Raw genomic sequence first — 18,050 nt, 5'->3', positions numbered from 1 at the left:
TTCGAGAGTTGAGAGTCTGAGCTTACCACGCGGAAAGCGGCGCGCCAGATCGGCTGCATTGCGCCTGCGGCTCGACTTTGCGTTGATCCCATCCCTACAATTCGAATCAATGCCCTGGCGCGCGACAATGGGGCTTTGGGGGAGCGCATGAAGATTTCCAAGGTCAAGATCACCAATTTCAAGTGTTACGAGGAGACCTTCACCCTTGCCTTGAACGACGGCCTCAATGTGATCGTCGGCGCCAACGAGTCCGGGAAGACCACGATCCTGGAGGCGATTCACCTCGCGCTGACAGGACTGCTGCACGGCCGCCCGTTGAAGAACGACCTGACGAGCTATCTCTTCAACTTGGCCGCTCAGAACAAGTACGTGCGGAGCCTCGGCACAGCATCCCCGCTTCCGCCGCCAGCGATCACCATCGAGTTGTTCTTTTCGGGGTCCTCAAATGAACTGGCGGAGCTCGAGGGCGACGGAAACTCTGAGAAGGCCAAGGACAGTGGCGTCGTCTATAAGATCGAGTTCGACGAGGAAAGTTACAAAGGGCCGTACGAGGAGTTGGTGAAAGCCGGCGCGCTTAGCTCCATCCCGGTTGAGTACTACATCACGACCATGCGGTCGTTCGCGCGTAGGGGCATCACCGCTCGCAATATCCCCATCAAATCCGCGCTGATCGACTCGTCCAGCACCCGACTGCAGAATGGGTCGGACGTCTACGTCTCCCGGATCATCCGCGACGTGCTGGAGGAGAAGGAGCGCGCGAGCATTTCCCAAGCCCACCGGAAGCTCAAGGAAACTTTTGTGTCGGACCCAAACCTAAAGCTAATTAACGACCGGATCACCCAGGCTGCTAAGATCAGCCAGAAGGCGGTCAGTATCTCGGTCGATCTGTCGTCCCAGACCGCCTGGGAAAGCAGCTTGATGACTTACATCGACCTCATCCCCTTCCAATACATCGGCAAAGGCGAACAGTGCGTGATCAAGACCAAGCTGGCTCTCAGCACCAAGAAGAACGCCGAGGCGACGGCGATTCTGGTTGAGGAGCCGGAGAATCACTTGTCGCACGCGCGGTTAAACGAACTCATCGCCGACCTGACCGACCAGCACGGGCAAAAGCAGATCATCATTTCCACGCACAGCAGCTTCGTGGCCAATAAGCTCGGCCTCGACCACCTGATCGTGCTGCGTGGCGGTGAGGTGGCGCGCATCTCGGAACTGAAAGCAAGCGACTTCTTCAAGAAGCTGGCGGGTTACGACACCCTGCGCCTAGCGCTCGCCGCCAAGGCCATCCTTGTGGAGGGCGACTCCGATGAACTGGTCGTTCAGCGGGCCTATATGGACGCCAACGGTGGCCGACTACCTATCCAAGACGGCATCGACGTCATTTCTGTTGGCACGGCCTTCTTGCGCTTCCTTGAACTGGCCAGCGCCCTGAAGATCCCGGTCGCCGTGGTCACCGACAATGACGGCGACACCGCCGCCGTCGAGAAGAAGTACGCTGCATTCAAGGACTCCGGCACCGTCAGGATCTGCTTTGATCCCGTCGTCGACACCGGAGCGCTGATGATCAAGGACAAGCCCTTCAACTACAATACGTTGGAGCCAAAGCTCCTTAAGCCCAACGATCGTGCGATGTTAAATACCATCCTCGGAACGTCGGCAACCGCTGACGACGAGTTGCGCATTTACATGAGAGCCAACAAGACCGAGAGCGCCTTGGCCATCTTCAATTCGACGGCCACGATTACCTACCCGGACTACATCCAGAGAGCCATCGCGCCGTGATCGGCGAGAACAAGATCGTCATCGCCGCCGCCGGCTCGGGCAAGACCACCTACCTCGTCGAGGAGGCGGTGAAGATCACGGGTGAGCGGGTCCTGATCACGACCTACACGGAGTCGAACGAAACCGAGATCCGCCAGAAGTTTTTCGACTTGGTCGGCTATGTCCCGGCAAATGTGGTGATTATGACATGGTTCAGCTTTCTGATCACCCACGGAGTTAAGCCGTTTCAGGGCGGTCTGTTCGACTTCCCGGTCTCCGGCATGGTACTGGCCACGACCCAGTCGGGCCTGAAATTTCGGACTCGTCAGGGTCAGCCGGTGTTTTGGGCCGAGAATGCCATCGACAAACACTATTTCGACCCAAGCCGGCGGGTCTATTCCGACAAACTTCCAAAGCTCGCCATCCGCTGCAACGAAGAAAGCGGCGGTGCTGTGATCGACCGGATCAGCCGCGTCTTCCCGCACGTATTCGTAGACGAAGTACAGGATCTAGCGGGCTACGATCTCGACATCCTGGCAGCGCTCGCGCGCAGCCCGGTTCGACTGCTCATGGTCGGCGATCCTCGGCAGGTGACCTATCTGACGCACCATGAACGACGCTACCAGAAGTACGCCGAAGGCGGCATCATCGACTTCCTACGCAATGAGCTTCCCAGGAAGGTGTCAGTCGACATCGACGAGACCACCTTGAATCGGTCGCACCGCAACAGCGCAGTCATCTGCGCAGTGTCGTCACGACTGTTTCCGGCCCTGCCCGCCAGCCAAGCCTGTGAATGTTTGCGGTGTCGCACGGGAACGGGGGCGGTCACTGGCGCCTTTATCCTCCAGATGGCCGACTACGCCCACTTCCTGGCGACCGTCCGGCCGATGCAGTTGCGTGACAAGATCACCAGCCCCAGCGTAGATCGCCGGTGGCCCGCTATGAATTTTGGGGAGTCGAAAGGCCGAGGCTTCGACCATGTGGTCATCTTGCCTACCGAGCCGATGCGCCTCTGGCTCTCCGATCCCGCAACAAACCTGAAACCCCAGACCCGGGCGAAGTTCTACGTCGCTCTAACGCGCGGTCGCCACAGTGTGGCCATAGCGATGGATTGGGGGACCGCCCCTCTGCCCACGGGATTTTCGCTCTACGAGCGCACAGGCCAGTGTGGCGCCGGCCCCGCCGGGCAGATGGCCGATATCGGGAACGGCGACCGGCATCATGAATGACGAGAATGAAGGCGCATAGAAGACATCCCGCCGCCGAGGGCGGCGGTCGATCATCTTGACAAAGCACCGCCAATGGAAGTGTCCCGCTCCGATGCGCCGCGATTCAGACCGCTATGCTTCCTGATAAACTCTCTCCGCGCACATACCATGGCTGGGATCATAACGGATTTCCAACGTCGTAACATCGCGCCGTGACAGATGTTCCTGGCGACGCACCAGCATCAATTTAACTTGACGTTTTCGAACTTTGCCGCAAGCGAACCGCGTCGCATTCGATGCTGAGGCCGCGATGCGCTTCTGAGGGATGACCTACTAGGAATGCTCTTTCCACCGCTCAAGACCCGTTTAACAGGCGACGGCCCGTGTCGACTACTGATGCTGTTCGTCCGTTTGATTAGCCGCTTCCTCTTCCGCTTGTTCAGGCTCGAAGCCAAGGAGATCGATCATAATTCTAACGCGTTCCACCAGCGCATTGTCCTCCCCGCGAAGCTGACCTCTTAAGGTATTGTCTAATGCCTTTACCTCGTCAGGCGACGCTTTTTCCAGGCAGTGCTTCATGTCCTTCTGGCGCTGGCGGACAAATTGCAGGACTCGCTCGGAAGGAGAAATCGCCAGTTTATGGAGGAACGCTCCGACGGCCGCATCCGGATTCTTATCGAGCGGCATCTTGATCGCGATCGGATGATACATCTCGATGTAGTGTGCCACGCCCGTGGGCGTAGATGTCGTAGTCGCCAACGCGTTCAAAACCTCGAATGCGATTGTCTTGGTATTGGGAACAGGCAGCGCCTTGCAAATTTGCGGCCAGTCTGGCCGATATTCACGTCGCGTTTCTTCAACGCAGATTTCCAAAGTGTGCTTCTTGATCGCCTCGCCAAAAGCCGCAGGCGACAGGACAACGTCTGAGTCTTCCACGCGCGTGATCAGCAGTCCCACCGCGCCTGTTGAATTCGAAAGTGCAGCCAGCCAATCTTCGCCCGACAACGAGCCTAGCTTGTCGTCGACGATCTTGAGAATTTCAGATGGAGCTTGGCCCTCCGGAGCCATGGCGATATCCCGCGCTAGCTGGGGGGACAGATTGAGGATATCGACATCGTCTATTGCCTTCCTCCAATCAATTTTCTCTTCGGCAAGTTGCTGTAGCAGCAGCGTTGTTGTGTCTTGGCCAATTGTCTCGCGTAGTCGGTCGAAGTCGGACATCCACTTAAGATTTGAATCAATCCAGTAATCGTGCTCCTCGACGACCTTTCTCAGCACTCGAGGAAACAAGGGGGCTGTGCTACCCGTAGAAATCGCATAATTGGTCCAATCGGAAAACCTACCACGGTTCGACACGACCGCGGACAGTGCGTCGATGAACTCCTGGAACCCACTGCTGCTCATTCGGATACTTTTGTACCATGCGATCGCGGCCGTGTTGTCACCAAGATTTGGATGGGTGGCGGGTGGGGTATGCTCAGTGGTGCCGATAGCACTGACGATCAACCAAAGACCGTCCGCAGCTCTCGGAACTGAAGTCTTCTCGGCTGTGAACGCGTGCCATAGCAGGGTTCCATCTTCGACGACGGCTCTGAGGGTCGTTCGCACTTCCTTTTGCCTGCCGGCAATCTCGACAAGTTCCGCCAGCATGCCGAGGCGATCACCGTGTCCCTTGTCCAGTAGGTCAGCGGGGCTACGTAGGATACCTGCAATTACTTCGATGAGAGGGTTCAACTGCTTAGAGTGCGGGCGGAGCAGTGAGTCGAGTTCGGGGATCGCTAAGCGAGCAATATTGGGTGCATCGCTAGCCGTTTGCTTCAGTGTTTCAATGATCATTGCGGGCTTTACCCGACAGCTTAACGCCCCGAATGAATACTTAGTCGGGCTGAATGCGGCCGCAGCGTTGATGCAAAAATTAGCGTCATCTGGTGGCTGCGTATCCCGCTGGAAAGAAATTCGTGTATCCTTTCCTGCAGATCTTTCAAGGGCATCAAATAGATCCACCATCGACGCAGCCCATACCTCAGGCGCAGGTCTTAAGTTAGCTGGTGGCGACATGTAATTGCGCAGAAAAATGGCTGCTTTGGCAGCACGGTTGGTGTCCAGATGCTCTATAATTTTGCACAGACCTGCAAATGCTGCGGCCGGTTGTTCTTGAATTGACCCTAGGCTGGGTAGAGAGTCTCCGAGCATATTCCAGCAGTTTTTTGCGAAGCTGCTTTCCAGTTCAACCTTTTCCAGATTGATGGCAGCTCTTGAAAGTATTTGCGGGCTTTGTGCCCACTGATGCGCATCACTGTCGAGAACCTCGTAAGCTGTAGTCTCGAAACCTGTGGCCTCTTTCCACCCATTGAGGTCCCCAGCGTCGATAGAGGTAAAGGCTTTCGCAATGGGGTCGGCGAGTAAGACTTGTCGAGCGTGAAGCGGCTCTACGTTAAAGCAGAGCGCGGCCAGGTGGTCAGTCCACGCTGATGGCAAATGTGTCAGAGACTGCTGAGGAAAAAGGCCTTTGGCAATTACCGTCGGATCCGCCTCAATTATCTCCCGGTGGAGCACATAAAATCCGATGGTGACTATCGGAATGCTGTGGCCCCACTGAACCCAAAGTGCCCCAACTTCGTTGACGAAAGAGATAATACGTCGCGGAGTTGCCATCAGGCTTTTGTCGCGGAGCGCGAGCTGCAGTATGCGGTAAAGATGATATCGATCGTCGAGATGCGCTTCGCCCGAGATCTGTAGTCCGAAGGCCTCCACTAGCTTCGCGTCCAGAAAGGACTTCCAATCGCTTGTAACTGGAGGGGCGACCCGAATTACCCGATCAAACGTCTTTTCGAAGAGATCGATATTTGGGTCGCCTCCAGACGTCTCCACAGCATGTCCTTCGCCAGTACCGCTGAAGGCGCTCAGAACGTGGCCCCTATCGTAAGGTATGACGGCGATGACGTGCGCAGCTGGTCCCCGGATCTGTGACGGGTTGGGCGAAAAGACCGCCCACATTTGCGACCAGGCGGCGCGGACTTCGTCCCTAGGCAACCTATCGATGTTGTCGAGCACGAAGACTATCCGTCGTTTGTCTTTCTGTGCTTTCGACAAAAGGTCGCGGAAAAGTCCGTAAAACTCGAAGGCAGTAGGATCTTCGTCGCGGATGTTTTGCTCAATGGTCTCCCTTTTTTTCTCGTTGGAGAAGATCATTGCTGTCTCAGACAGAGCATAAAGAAGCGATCTGTCGGTAGCGCCTCGCCGCCAAGCTGGATTCCACATCAGCTTGATTGCACGTCCGATAACCCAAACAACAAAAAGGAACGGGACAATGAGTGTGATGATTTGGGGCCAGTTCAGCCCCCAAAAAACAGTGTCAGGAACTATCGGTGGTGCACCCGGAAACACGGGTGGCGCATCTGCAGTAAGATGGCTGTATCCAATGGGGGCCAAGGCCAGCAGCAAGAGAAACACCAAACCCGGCCACGTGTAGAGGCTAAAGCGATCCGTTCCAATAGTCTGAGTGCGATCCCGAATCCGGCTGATCGCATGCGTCACTTCAGTGGTAGTGAGATACTTTTGCTGCTCTAGCCACGCGACGAACTCCTCCAAAAACAGCCGGCGGAAATTGTCTGTCTGATGTCTCCACAGATCGAAGGTGAAGAGGTCGTACTTGCCCTTGGGCAGCGCCTTGGCCGCCAATTTGATGACCATCGACTTTCCGGTGCCCCAGCTTCCTTCCAAGCCAATTGCACCGTCACGTGTGCCGATTTGGCTGATCGTGTCGGCTAGTGCCGTGGCGGTCCGCGTGTGGCCTCCTCCTGCGAAGGCATCGTCATCCGCCGCGTTACCGGTCAGTATCTGCGCGTGCGGTTTCGTCGGCGTTTCAGTCATGATTGTTGATTTCCCCACCAAAGAACATCAAAGCGCGAGAACATGGCTTCGAACAAGCAAAAACAACCGGTGTTCTTGGCATCGTCCGATCATTTCCACTTCTTTGTCCCTCAGTTGATACTGTGACAGCCTTTCAACTGCATGCGGGCACTCGTTCCTGGCATTTGAGGTCTTGAATTCCCTATGCCCGCCTAGGCGGGCATGGTTTACGAGACCCCGCCTGAATTTGTCATCGAAACTACCGCGGACGGCTTCGGTTTTGCCGACAGGTCCAAGATTGGCTTTGCGAATGACACGAGGGACGCGAATGCAGCTTTCATGCGGGACTCTCAGGTGCCGACAAACATGTCCGCCTCTGGCAGAGGACTGCACCAGCAATTCTTCGCCACGACCAAGCGGTCGAGGAATGGCCGGTTTTAGGGCTAACTCGGACACTGCCGAAGCGACCGACATGAGGGCGCAAAACAGACAGTACACGGAGTCCGGCAGCCCCAACCAGGACGACACTCTATGCGCCGAGCCAAAAGAACGGCCCAATCAGGTGTTCTTCGGGTTTTAGCGGCGTAGATCGGGAAAGGCGGTTCCCGCCGGCGCGTTCGCCCAACTCTGCAATGTCTGTCCGCCATCGATCAGCCAGTCGACACCGGTGATGTGGCGAGCCTCATCCGCGGCGAGGAACGCCACCGCGGCAGCAACATCTTCCGGCTGCCCGATACGGCGTAGCGGAATGCGATCGGCGAAGCGCTGGATGCCCGCCAGATAACCAGCCCGATCGGCCGCCGGAACGCCCAGCGATGTCTCGATAACGCCGGGGCAGATCGCATTGACGCGAATGCCGTAGGGCGCTGCATCGAGGGCGGCAACCCGTGTCAGGCCGACAACGCCATGTTTGGTCGCGGTGTAGCCGGCGCCACCCGACAGCACATCCCAGCCGGCCATGGAGGAGCCCATGTTGACGATCGATCCTTCGATGCCGACTGAGATCATCGCCCGCAACGAAGCTTGGAGCACCAGAAACATGCTGCGCAAATTGATCCGGACGATGGTGTCCCAGTCATCGACAGGCAAATCCTGAACCGGGGCAACTTTGCCGGAAATGCCGGCATTGTTGAACACCACATCAAGACGGCCAAAAGCCTTCACCGCCTTCGCGACGGCTTCACTGGCTGCCCCTTCATCCGAAACGTCGGCCGTAATGGCGAGCGCCTTGGACCCGATGGCCGCCGCCGTGGCGGCGGCGCGCTTCTCATCGATATCGACAATCGCGACCTGCCCCCCTTCCCTGGCAAATCGCTGTGCAGCGGCACTACCGATCGCGCCCCCGGCGCCTGTGACGAGGACCGCCTTACCTTCGAAACGCTGCATGCCGATCTCCTTCAATTCTTGTAGTCGCGCCAAGAATAGCGTGGTTCGAAGCCAAGCGTTCTGCGAGCGTGCCCATTGTCGAGGACGGCCGAGAACCCCGGGAGAGCCGAAGAAACCGGCGTCGAGGGGAAGCCGTTGGCAATCAGCGTTTCCGTCTGTTCTTCCGAATAGGTATCGGCAGCGCTCAGGAAGGTGCGCAGGTGCCCCTCCCCCTTCCAGCTCAGCGCCTTCAGGAAAGCATCGGCGGCGTCGCGAGCATCGAGATAACTCCACAAATCGCGCGCCGATTCACGCAGCTTGCGGCGAGGCTCGACGACCTCAAAGAAATCTTCCGGCGTTTGGATCCATGGCATTCGCAGACTGACCGCTGAAAACGCGCCGCGACGCACCGCGGCTTCGACGATTTCCTCGCCCAGCCATTTTGACAGCCCGTAGGCATCTTGCGCGCCCACGGGATGGTTTTCATCGATCGGAAGATAAGCCGGTGCAGCGAGGGTTTCGGCGAACGGATAGCCCAGAACGCTGAAGGAGGAAGCATAGATGAAGCGCTTTGCACCGCTCAGCGCCGCCGCCTCAACAACATTGTAGCTGATGGCAACATTGGTCTTGAACACTTCCGCCGGTGCCTTGCCGACGGGGCGCGGAATGGCGGCGATGTGGACAACCGCGTCGCACTGCCTGACCAACTGCAGCGTTGTGCCGAGATCAGTCAGATCGGTACTGATGTGGGTCCAGCCGCCGTCCCCCGGCGCGACAGTATCGATGCCGAGAACATCGTGCCCCGCCTCGACAAAGGCGCTTGCAACATGGCGGCCCAACAACCCGCTTGATCCTGTGACGATGATTTTCATGCCGTCCCTTCTCCGAGCACCGTTACGCCGGCGGATATCATTGGTGGTCAAACAATCGGACACCTTAAACCGCTGGACTTGTCAATGCTTTTGCTGGTCCGATCCCTTGCTTCGGGATCAAGATCAGCGTTGTGGTAAATTGCGAGCGCGCCAGGCGGGTGAGTTGAATGAGGCAGCAAGGATTGACTTGGAACCCGTCTCGGTTTTTTGTATGACCACCAACAATTGCCCGACGTGGAGGAGGCCAGGTCATGCCATTGGATAGTTTCTCGTCGCATCGACAGGAAGTTGGGATCGCAGTCGATCCTGGTCGGGTCGCCGTCGTGGTTGTCGACATGGTCAACGACTTTTGCAAACCGGGCGGCGCCATGGTTCTGCCGGGCAGCGAAACCTTGCTTGCGCCGCAACTGCGGGTCATCGAGGCCGCTCGCGCCGTTGGTGCACCGGTGATTTGGGTGCACGACGCACATCGCCCCGGCCTGCGCAGGGATCGCGAATTTCTCAAGCGCTCGCCGCACTGTATCGAGGGCACATGGGGCGTCGAGATCATCGAAGAACTCGGTGCCCGCGCCGATGAGATCCACCTCATCAAGCGCCGCTTCTCGGCATTCTTCCAGACGGACCTCGACCTGACGCTGAAGGACATGATGGTCGATCAGCTGATCGTCTTCGGTGTCGTCACCAACATCTGCGTGCGGTCCACCGTGCATGACGCATTCTTCAACGGCTACCAGGTGGTCGTGCCCGCCGATTGCTGCGCGGCAACAGGCCCGCGCGAGCAGGAAAGCACGCTCTACGACATCTCCACGCATTTCGGCGTGGTCAGCGATTCCGCCGCCGTCGTCCGTGCGCTTGCCGACGGGGCCTTCGTCGAGAATGTGAACATCGCAGCATGACCTTGACCGTGTCCCAGGCTTCCAGCCCGAAGGTGAAAGCAAACCGTGACGATCCTCGACAATGCCCGTAAGTCCAAGTCGTCGAAAAACAACAGCATCAGCCGCGAAGACGCGATGATGCGGTATTCCGAGACTGGTTATGATCTCGACGCGCATCCCGCGCACGTCGTCCGCCGGGCGCATCAGCGTGCCACGCTCTGCTTCCAGCAAGTAATGGCGGGAGAAGACCTCTCGCCGACGCAGTTCGCCGCCCTTGCCACGATCCTCAGACAGGGCGACGTATCGCAGAACCTTCTTGGTCGTATGACCGCGATGGACCCTTCCACGATCAGCCTCGTGGTGCGCAAACTGCTCAAGCAAGGCCTGATCAGGCGTAGCCCGTCCGAGACCGATCAACGGCTCGCCATCATTACGCTCACGGACGAGGGCACGCGCTATACGCTCGACCGGCTCGAACGCAGCGTCGAGGTTGGCAAGCGGCTGCTTGCCCCGCTCTCACCCAGCGAACAGACTACACTTCTAAAGCTGCTGCAACGTATTAGCCGCGACGAAAACGGGGGTTCGGAAGGCAAGTGATCGCCTGATCCGGCCATCGCCAATCCAACACCGCGACAAGGAACCACCGGCCTCGCCGGTGGCCGCCCTTCGTTGTGCCAAAAAACAAGCCGACAGGGAGCCTTTCATGTCGCACGACCAGCAAAGCACCGCCAGCCAAACCGGCAAAACCGGCAAAACCGTCATTCGCAACATCGGGCTGTTGCTAAGCGGCGATATCGAACGACCGATCCTCCGAGCGGATACGATTGTCATCAGTGACGGACTGATAGCCGGCGTCGGCACGGCCACGGAACTCGACTTGAGCGACGCCGCGACGGTCATCGACGCGAATGGCTGTGTTGTCACACCCGGGCTGATCGATAACCACGTTCATCCGGCGGCGGGCGACTGGACGCCTCGTCAGAACCAGATCGGCTGGATCGATTCCACACTTCATGGCGGCGTCACCACCATCATCTCCGCGGGCGAGGCGCATTATCCGGGCCGGCCCAGGGACATCATCGGTGTGAAGGCGCTAGGCATTGCCTCGCAGCGGGCCTTTGCCAATTTCCGTCCCGGCGGCATGAAGATCATCGCTGGCGCGCCGGTGCTTGAGCCTGGCATGACTGAAGCCGATTTCCGCGAACTGGCGGACGCCGGAGTGACATTGATCGGCGAGGTCGGTCTCGGCGGCGTCAAGGACGGCCCTACCGGCCGCCAGATGATCGCCTGGGCACGCAAATACGGCATGACCTCGATGACCCACACCGGTGGTCCGTCGATCCCGGGTTCGGGACGCATTGGCGCCGACGTCGTGCTCGAGGTCGACGCCGATATCGTGGCGCATATCAATGGCGGACCGACGGCGCTGCCCGACGACGAGATCCGCCGTATTTGCGAAGAGAGCCCGCGAGGCCTCGAGATCGTCCACAACGGCAATTTGCGCACCGGACTGTTCGTGCTCGGCATCGCCAAGGAGCGCAACATTCTCGACCGCGTTGTCCTCGGCACCGACGGCCCTGCGGGCTCGGGCGTGCAGCCACTCGGTATCCTTCGAACCATCTGCCACCTCGCCTCGCTCGGCGACGTGCCGACCGAAGTCGCCTTCTGCTTCGCCACCGGCAACACGGCGCGCGTGCGCAAACTCGATGATCGCGGCGTCGTCGAAGTTGGCCGAGCCGCCGACCTGGTGTTCATGGACCAGGCGGCTGGCGGCATCGGCCGTGATTTCCTGGACAGTCTGGCGCTCGGCAATTTGCCAGGCATCGGCATGATCATGATCGACGGCGCCCCATGCACCGCCCGTAGCCGCAATACGCCGCCGGCGATCCGCATGCCTGAGATCGTCGCGGCCTGACCCGGCCACAGCGCAAAAGAAAAAGGCGGCCTAGGAGCCGCCTTTTTTGTGGGACTGCGTGGATCTCAGTTCACGCCGTCGATGCCGACAATCTTGTCCTTGCTCAATCCGCCGATGCGCGGATGCGGACGCCCTGAACCGGTAATGGCGATTGCAACCACGATCTCGTTGTCGCGCGGGGCATCGGGGATACGCACCTCCATGCCATCGAAATGGCTGCGGACCTTCGCCGCGTCCTTGTGGCCCAAAGGAATATCGAGGGGAACTCCCATACCGCCGCGCTTTTTGGCCGACGGGATCAAAGCCGCAGCCTTGCCTAGTATCGCGCGGAACGGCGCGCCAAGCTTGGGGTGCAGGATCGCCGCGGCGTGTTCCAGTTCACCGTCGGCACCAACGGCCGCCGCCTTGCCGAAACTTTCGACCCGATCGGCGGAAATGCCGAGCGCCGCAACGGCGCGGCGCGGCAGTATGTCGCCGAGTTCTTCGCCAATATCGGAAAGTGCGGAAAGGTCATCCATAAACCGGCCAGCGAAGGGATTGTGGATCACCGCGACCGCGGCGGCGCGCCTTGTCGGTGGATGGACGAGCCTGCCGCCCTCGTCGCGAACTTCCTCGACGATGGTGATGATCCGGCGGATCTCGGCATTCATCGCAGGCCGTCCTCACCCTTGATGTCCTGGGCTTGTAGGCCACCGGCACGGGCATGCACGCGAGCGCCGGTCGTCATGGCCAACACCAGAACCATCTCGTTGTTTCGGGGGGCGTCGTTGATGCCAACTTCGATCGCGTCGAAATGGCTGCGCACATAAGAAGCGTTGACATGCGTGATCGGTATATCGATGCGCACGCCCGGTCCGCCGACTTTCTTGCTCGATGGCACGATCGCCTTGGCGCCGCCGAGCAGTTCACGCATCGCGTAACCACCGGGATTGTGCCAAAGCGCACCATGTTCAAGCTCGCCGCCGCCGCCGACGATGGCGCCCTTGCCATAACCTTCCACCACGGAAGCGTCGCCGCCGAGCGCATCGACGAGCTTGCTCGCCATTTCCAGGCCCAAGGGCTTCAGGTCTTCCATGAAGGGTTGGATATCCTCGACATAGCGACCGGCATAGGGGTTGGCGATCACCGCGAGCACGGAACCACGTTTCACCGGTTCGGGACGTATCGGCCCGCCCTCGTGAAACACCTCCTCGACCTGCACGACCAATTTCCTGACGACCACGTCCGGCATCGACTGCTCCCAAATCAGACAGCTAAAACTTGTTAGAGTATCAACAATTATCGATCCACCGGTTTTGTCAAGACGCATACGGGGAAACGCGGCGGCGTCGATCGTCCATTACGGTTTCAGGCAAGCGTCTGGCCGATTGACAGTTTGTTTGACCACCCATAAAGTCATATGACCACCAACAAGTTTGGGACATCGAAAAACGAGCCCGGAGCCTTGGAGGCGGGAGCTTTAATGGGGAGTGAGATGAAAAGCGTATTCCAAAAATGCATGATCGCCGGCGTGGCCCTCGTCGCCTCGCTCGGCTCGGCTGCAGCCGCCAACGGCAAGGTGTCGGTTGCTGCGATCTCGGGATATTTCGCGCAGGGCTTCGGTGTTTCCATCGTCAACGGCCTCAACAAAGCCAAGGACGAATTCGGCATCGACCTCAAGCTTGTCGACACCGGCAATCGTGCGCTCGACTATGAGGAACAGTTCTCCAATCTCGCCAAGGGCGGTCAGTACGATCTGATTTTCGTCATGGGCTGGGAGTTGGTTGACGCGCTTCAGAAGGCCAGCGCCGCCTATCCGAACCAGCGCTTCGTCTTCATCGATGGCGTGCTCGACAGCGACAAGATGATCTATGCCAATTTCGCCGAGGAACAGGGTTCCTTTGTTGCCGGCGCACTCGCTGGAATGATCGAGAACAAGGGAACCGCTTTTGAGAAGATCGGTGGCGGCAAAGCCATTGGCTTTGTCGGCGGCCGCGACATCCCTGTTATCCGCAACTTCCTGGGCGGCTATGAGCAGGGTTCGAAATATGCCGCTCCCGATGTGAAGGTGAACGCTGTTTTTGCCGGCACTTTCGATGACCCCGCAAAGGGTAGCGAGTTGGCTCAGGCGCTCTACGGGCAAGGCGCCGACATCGTCTACAATGTCGCAGGCCCGACGGGCGAAGGCGTCATGCAGGCAAGCGCAGCCGTCGACAAATATTCGATTGGCGTCGACGTCGACATGTGTGCCTCGGCGCCAGGCAACGTGCTTGCGTCGATGCTGAAGCGCGGCGACATCGCCGTCTACAGTCTGATCAAGGACGAGGTCCAGGGCCGCAAGATTACCCCCGGTACGCGTACCTTCGACCTCGCCTCCGGTGGCGTCGAAGTTAAGGTCTGCAGCGACATTGCTCCATCGATCCCGGCGGACGTGACGGCCAAGCTTGACGAAATCAAGAAGGGCATCGCCGACGGCTCGATCAAGGTCGAACGCCACAAGTGAGCACAACCTGTCTCCGGAAGCTGGACTTCCGGAGACATCTTTTTCCGAAAATCAGATAGATATGGGTCGGCTCCGCTGTTCGGGGCGGATCGGACTCAAGCTGCGAGGCAATCGTGTCGGACACGTCGCCAGCCAACACTGAAAAACCGACGGCAACGGCCGAAACTGCCGTTGAATTGATCGGCATCACCAAACGCTTCGGCGCTTTCGTCGCCAACGAGAACGTCAACCTCACGGTCAAGCGCGGCGAAATCCACGCCATCATCGGTGAGAATGGCGCCGGCAAGACGACGCTGATGAACATCCTTTTCGGTCTGCTGCAGCCCGACGAAGGCAAGATCAAGCTCAACGGCAAGGAAATTGTCGTCACCGATCCTGCCATGGCGATCGATGCCGGGCTTGGCATGGTGCACCAGCACTTCAAGCTGGTACCATCGCTGTCCGTCGCCGAGAACGTGTTTCTCGGCATGGAAATCCGCCGCAACGGCCTGATCGACCACACCGCCCAGATCGACAGGACGCGTGAACTGTCCGAGCGCTTTGGCCTCAAGGTGGAACCGGAAGAGCGCGTGTCTCTGCTCTCTGTCGGCATTGAGCAGCGCATCGAGATCCTGAAAGTGCTGGCGCGCGGCGCGCGCACGATCATCCTTGACGAACCCACCGCGGTGCTGACACCACAGGAAAGCCGCGAGCTGTTCCAGACGCTGCGCGGCTTCGTCGCCGGGGGCATGACCGTCATCTTCATCTCGCACCACCTCGAGGAGGTGATGGAGGTGTCCGATACAGTGACCGTGTTGCGTCACGGCAAACACGTCGCCACGCGCCCGACAGCCGAACTCACCAAGGCCGATCTGGTCCGCATGATGGTCGGTCGCGACGTGAGCTTCGATCGCCGCCCGCGCGGGAAGACCGACGGCCAGGTGGTTCTTGAGGTGAGGAACCTCTGGGCCCGCGACGACCGCCGCCTGCCGGCGTTGCGCGATGCGAATTTCACAGTGCGCGCCGGCGAGATCGTCGGCATCGCCGGTGTCGCCGGCAACGGCCAGACGGAACTGGCCGAAGTGCTGTCGGGCCTGCGTCCGGCAAGCCACGGCTCCGCCATGCTCAAGGGTCGCGATCTGACCACGCTGTCGCCGGCCGAAATTCGTGAGGCGGGCTTCGCCCATGTACCCGGCGACCGCATGGTGCGTGGCGTCGACGGCTCCGCCTCAATCTCATCGAATTTTTTGATGGGGCGCCAGTTCAAGGCACCGTGGAATCGCGGGGGCCGTCTCGACTGGCGCGCGGTCGCCGATCAGGCGACGGAGATGATCAAGCGTTTCGACATCCGCGCACGCGGGCCAGAAGACACAGTCAAGCGCCTGTCGGGCGGCAATATCCAGAAAGTGGTGCTGGCGCGCGAATTCACCAATGAAGCGGACTTCCTGCTCATCGACCAACCGACGCGCGGCGTCGACATCGGCGCGCAGGAATCCATCCACGACGAGATCATGCGCCAGCGTGCCGCTGGCCGCGCCGTGCTCGTCATCTCGGTGCAGCTCGACGAACTGCTCACTTTGGCCGATCGCATCCTGGTGATGTTCAACGGCCGCATCATGGGCGAGGTCGATGGCGACAGCGCCGACAGCGAAAGGATCGGCATGATGATGGCAGGCCTGGAAGCTGAGGCTGCGACCGGCGAGGTAGCGGCATGAGCGAGAGATTGCGCGCCTTCTACGGCCAGATCATCGCCGTGGCGATCGCCCTCGCCATCGGCGCGGTGATCATCGTGCTCGTCGACGAGAGCCCCATCAAGGTGTTCATGACGCTGCTCAGAGGCGCGTTCGGCGATCAGGCCAAGGTTGCCGGCACCCTGCTGCAGACGACGCCAATCCTGATCTGCGGCATCGCCGCCTGCATTGGCCTGCGCGGCGGCATGTTCAATGTCGGCATCGAGGGCCAGCTGTTCCTCGGCGGTTTCGCCGCTGCCTGGGTCGGCTTCGCCCTGCCACTGTCGGCCGGCCTGCATGTCGTGGTCGGCATGGCGGTGGCGGTACTTGCCGGTGCCGCCTGGGTGGCGATCCCTGCTTATTTCCGCGCGCGCTACAACACCAACGAGGTCGTTTCGACGATCCTGTCGAACTATGTCGCGGTGCTACTCACCTCTTACTTCACCATCTTCCTGTTCAAGCGTCCGGGTGGCTGGTCGGAGACCCCGCCGATCCTGCCGACGGCCTATTTGCCCGAACTGTTCTCGTTCTCGCGGCTCAACTGGGGCCTGGTCATCGGCCTCGCGCTGGCGCTCTTTGTCGCCTGGTTCTTCCGCCATACCGCCAAGGGCTACTCGGTCTCGATGGTCGGTTCGGCGCCGAAATTCGCCGAATATGGCGGCATCGACGTCAAGCGCCAAGGCTTCCTGGTGCTGCTCGCCTCGGGGGCGGTCGGCGGCCTTGCCGGGGGCATCGAGACGCTCGGCGTCCATCACCGCTTCATGGAGGGTTTTGCGCCCGGGTTCGGCTTCGACGGACTGATCGCGGCGCTGCTTGCCAACGGCTCGCCCATTGGCACCATCTTCACGGCGCTGTTCTTCGGCGCTCTGCGCAACGGCTCGCTGCTGCTCGAAACCGACACCAACGCCTCGCGCGAAATCATCACCGTCATCCAGGCCCTCATCATCCTCAGCGTTTCGGCGCAGGTCTTGATGAAGCGCCGCGGCGACAGCACGGCGGGAGAACGTCGATGGAAGTTCTGAGCAGCCTGTTTAATGTCGCGCTGCTGGTCGCCATGCTGCGAACCACGGCGCCGATCCTGCTCGTCGCTCTCGGCGGTTCGTTCACCACCAAGGCCGGCATCTTCAACATCGGCCTCGAGGGCCAGATGCTGGTCGGCGCATTCTTCGCGGTGCTCGGCTCGATCTGGTCGGGCTCGGCCCTGGTCGGCGTCGCCTGTGGCGTGGCCGCGGCACTGATCTTCGCGCTCGCCTTCGCCGTGCTGGTGGTCTCTTTCCGCGCCAACGAGGTTGTCGTCGGCCTCGCGTTGAACATCCTCGCAGGCGGCATGACGATTTCACTGATGAAGGCGATCTTCGGCACGCGTGGCTCGATCGTCGGCAAGGGCATCGTCGGCCTGCCCAAGGTGCAGATCCCTGGTGCGCGAGACCTGTTGGGTTCGTGGGCACCGCTGGTCAACGGCTTCACGCCGATGGTCTATGTCGCCTTCATCGCCGTGCCGCTTTTGGTGCTGTTTTACAAGCGCACGCGGCTTGGTCTCTATATTCGCGTCGTCGGCGAAAAGCCCGAGGCTGCCGAGGCGCTCGGCATCTCCATCACCCGCGTGCGCTACACCGCCTCGCTGCTCTGCGGCCTGCTGGCCGGTCTCGCCGGTGCGCATCTGTCGCTTGGCTACATCACCATGTTCACCGAGAACATGTCGTCTGGTCGCGGTTTCATGGCCGTCGCCATCCTGATCTTCTCGGCCGGCGATCCGCTCAAGGTGCTGGCGGGCTGTCTGCTGTTCGGCTTCGCCGACGCCTTCTCGCTGCGGCTCCAGACCTTCGGCTTCCCGTCCTACCTCATCCTGGCGGTCCCTTATCTGGTGGCACTGGTGGCACTGTTCGCTCTGTCCTACCGCAGCCGGCCGAAGATCATCCGCGAGACGCTGGAGAGTATGAAGAAGCTGCTCTCCGTCGAGAACAAGCCGGCCGGGACCGGCACCAACGCAGGTTGAAGGATCGCATCAGCA

Annotated in this window: 14 protein-coding genes; 9 read left to right on the top strand and 5 right to left on the bottom strand. The window is 59.8% G+C overall.

All coding sequences use genetic code 11. From position 1 onward, the window contains the following. Window positions 1-147 precede the first annotated feature (147 nt). Both QFZ88_RS00280 and QFZ88_RS00275 read left to right on the top strand, forming a co-directional pair. A complete protein-coding gene (locus QFZ88_RS00280; RefSeq protein WP_024922155.1) occupies window positions 148-1,782 on the top strand; it encodes an ATP-dependent nuclease in 1,635 nt (544 codons plus the stop codon). Then, window positions 1,779-2,990: a UvrD-helicase domain-containing protein gene (locus QFZ88_RS00275; protein ID WP_024922154.1), complete on the top strand. Its 1,212-nt coding sequence runs from the start codon at window positions 1,779-1,781 to the stop codon at window positions 2,988-2,990. The genes QFZ88_RS00280 and QFZ88_RS00275 overlap by 4 nt, the downstream gene beginning before the upstream one ends. 369 nt (window positions 2,991-3,359) lie before the next feature. Here QFZ88_RS00275 and QFZ88_RS00270 read toward each other — a convergent pair whose 3' ends face one another. From QFZ88_RS00270 to QFZ88_RS00255, 3 genes are all read right to left on the bottom strand, one after another. Further along, on the bottom strand, window positions 3,360-6,842 hold the full coding sequence (locus QFZ88_RS00270) for a P-loop NTPase fold protein (RefSeq protein WP_024922153.1): 3,483 nt from the start codon (window positions 6,840-6,842) through the stop codon (window positions 3,360-3,362). Between the two features lie 555 nt (window positions 6,843-7,397). Next, window positions 7,398-8,207, bottom strand: coding sequence for an SDR family NAD(P)-dependent oxidoreductase (locus QFZ88_RS00260; RefSeq protein WP_024922151.1), 810 nt, complete (start codon window positions 8,205-8,207; stop codon window positions 7,398-7,400). 11 nt (window positions 8,208-8,218) lie between these two features. Continuing rightward, complete coding sequence (locus QFZ88_RS00255; protein ID WP_024922150.1) at window positions 8,219-9,058, bottom strand: NAD-dependent epimerase/dehydratase family protein; 840 nt, start codon at window positions 9,056-9,058, stop codon at window positions 8,219-8,221. A gap of 251 nt (window positions 9,059-9,309) precedes the next feature. Between QFZ88_RS00255 and QFZ88_RS00250 the strand changes: the two genes are divergently transcribed. The 3 genes from QFZ88_RS00250 to QFZ88_RS00240 all read left to right on the top strand — a co-directional run bounded on the left by QFZ88_RS00250 (window position 9,310) and on the right by QFZ88_RS00240 (window position 11,848). After that, on the top strand, window positions 9,310-9,954 hold the full coding sequence (locus QFZ88_RS00250; protein WP_024922149.1) for a cysteine hydrolase family protein: 645 nt from the start codon (window positions 9,310-9,312) through the stop codon (window positions 9,952-9,954). Between the two features lie 45 nt (window positions 9,955-9,999). After that, window positions 10,000-10,530, top strand: a complete 531-nt coding sequence (locus QFZ88_RS00245; protein ID WP_024922148.1) for a MarR family winged helix-turn-helix transcriptional regulator — start codon at window positions 10,000-10,002, stop codon at window positions 10,528-10,530. 106 nt (window positions 10,531-10,636) lie between these two features. Then, window positions 10,637-11,848, top strand: a complete 1,212-nt coding sequence (locus QFZ88_RS00240) for an amidohydrolase family protein (RefSeq protein WP_024922147.1) — start codon at window positions 10,637-10,639, stop codon at window positions 11,846-11,848. A 65-nt stretch (window positions 11,849-11,913) separates the two neighbouring features. On the opposite strand, the gene QFZ88_RS00235 is transcribed toward QFZ88_RS00240, so the two are convergent. Both QFZ88_RS00235 and QFZ88_RS00230 read right to left on the bottom strand, forming a co-directional pair. Beyond that, on the bottom strand, window positions 11,914-12,498 hold the full coding sequence (locus QFZ88_RS00235) for an amino acid synthesis family protein (RefSeq protein ID WP_024922146.1): 585 nt from the start codon (window positions 12,496-12,498) through the stop codon (window positions 11,914-11,916). After that, window positions 12,495-13,079, bottom strand: coding sequence for an amino acid synthesis family protein (locus QFZ88_RS00230; RefSeq protein WP_024922145.1), 585 nt, complete (start codon window positions 13,077-13,079; stop codon window positions 12,495-12,497). The genes QFZ88_RS00235 and QFZ88_RS00230 overlap by 4 nt, the downstream gene beginning before the upstream one ends. Window positions 13,080-13,322: 243 nt before the next feature. On the opposite strand from QFZ88_RS00230, the gene QFZ88_RS00225 reads away from it, so the two are divergent. The 4 genes from QFZ88_RS00225 (at window position 13,323) to QFZ88_RS00210 (ending at window position 18,035) form a co-directional block, all read left to right on the top strand. Further along, a complete protein-coding gene (locus QFZ88_RS00225) occupies window positions 13,323-14,330 on the top strand; it encodes a BMP family lipoprotein (RefSeq protein WP_024922144.1) in 1,008 nt (335 codons plus the stop codon). Between the two features lie 113 nt (window positions 14,331-14,443). After that, window positions 14,444-16,024: an ABC transporter ATP-binding protein gene (locus QFZ88_RS00220; RefSeq protein WP_024922143.1), complete on the top strand. Its 1,581-nt coding sequence runs from the start codon at window positions 14,444-14,446 to the stop codon at window positions 16,022-16,024. After that, window positions 16,021-17,061 carry an ABC transporter permease gene (locus QFZ88_RS00215; protein ID WP_024922142.1) on the top strand — a complete coding sequence of 347 codons (1,041 nt, stop codon included), beginning with the start codon at window positions 16,021-16,023 and terminating at the stop codon, window positions 17,059-17,061. The genes QFZ88_RS00220 and QFZ88_RS00215 overlap by 4 nt, the downstream gene beginning before the upstream one ends. Then, a complete protein-coding gene (locus QFZ88_RS00210) occupies window positions 17,049-18,035 on the top strand; it encodes an ABC transporter permease (protein WP_024922141.1) in 987 nt (328 codons plus the stop codon). Before QFZ88_RS00215 ends, QFZ88_RS00210 begins: the two co-directional genes overlap by 13 nt. The last annotated feature ends 15 nt before the right edge of the window (window positions 18,036-18,050 follow it).

The organism is Mesorhizobium sp. YL-MeA3-2017, assembly GCF_030814575.1.
Classification (GTDB): Bacteria; Pseudomonadota; Alphaproteobacteria; order Rhizobiales; family Rhizobiaceae; genus Mesorhizobium; species Mesorhizobium terrae.
Note: the sequence above shows the minus strand (reverse complement) of the source record. Positions and strands in the feature narration are given on the sequence as shown.

Coding starts and splice junctions, on each gene's coding strand:
- QFZ88_RS00280 (WP_024922155.1), top strand. CDS start 148: ATGAAGATTTCCAAGGTCAAGATCACCAATTTCAAGTGTTACGAGGAG.
- QFZ88_RS00215 (WP_024922142.1), top strand. CDS start 16,021: ATGAGCGAGAGATTGCGCGCCTTCTACGGCCAGATCATCGCCGTGGCG.
- QFZ88_RS00210 (WP_024922141.1), top strand. CDS start 17,049: ATGGAAGTTCTGAGCAGCCTGTTTAATGTCGCGCTGCTGGTCGCCATG.
- QFZ88_RS00255 (WP_024922150.1), bottom strand. CDS start 9,058: ATGAAAATCATCGTCACAGGATCAAGCGGGTTGTTGGGCCGCCATGTT.
- QFZ88_RS00235 (WP_024922146.1), bottom strand. CDS start 12,498: ATGAATGCCGAGATCCGCCGGATCATCACCATCGTCGAGGAAGTTCGC.
- QFZ88_RS00240 (WP_024922147.1), top strand. CDS start 10,637: ATGTCGCACGACCAGCAAAGCACCGCCAGCCAAACCGGCAAAACCGGC.
- QFZ88_RS00260 (WP_024922151.1), bottom strand. CDS start 8,207: ATGCAGCGTTTCGAAGGTAAGGCGGTCCTCGTCACAGGCGCCGGGGGC.
- QFZ88_RS00250 (WP_024922149.1), top strand. CDS start 9,310: ATGCCATTGGATAGTTTCTCGTCGCATCGACAGGAAGTTGGGATCGCA.
- QFZ88_RS00270 (WP_024922153.1), bottom strand. CDS start 6,842: ATGACTGAAACGCCGACGAAACCGCACGCGCAGATACTGACCGGTAAC.
- QFZ88_RS00225 (WP_024922144.1), top strand. CDS start 13,323: ATGAAAAGCGTATTCCAAAAATGCATGATCGCCGGCGTGGCCCTCGTC.
- QFZ88_RS00230 (WP_024922145.1), bottom strand. CDS start 13,079: ATGCCGGACGTGGTCGTCAGGAAATTGGTCGTGCAGGTCGAGGAGGTG.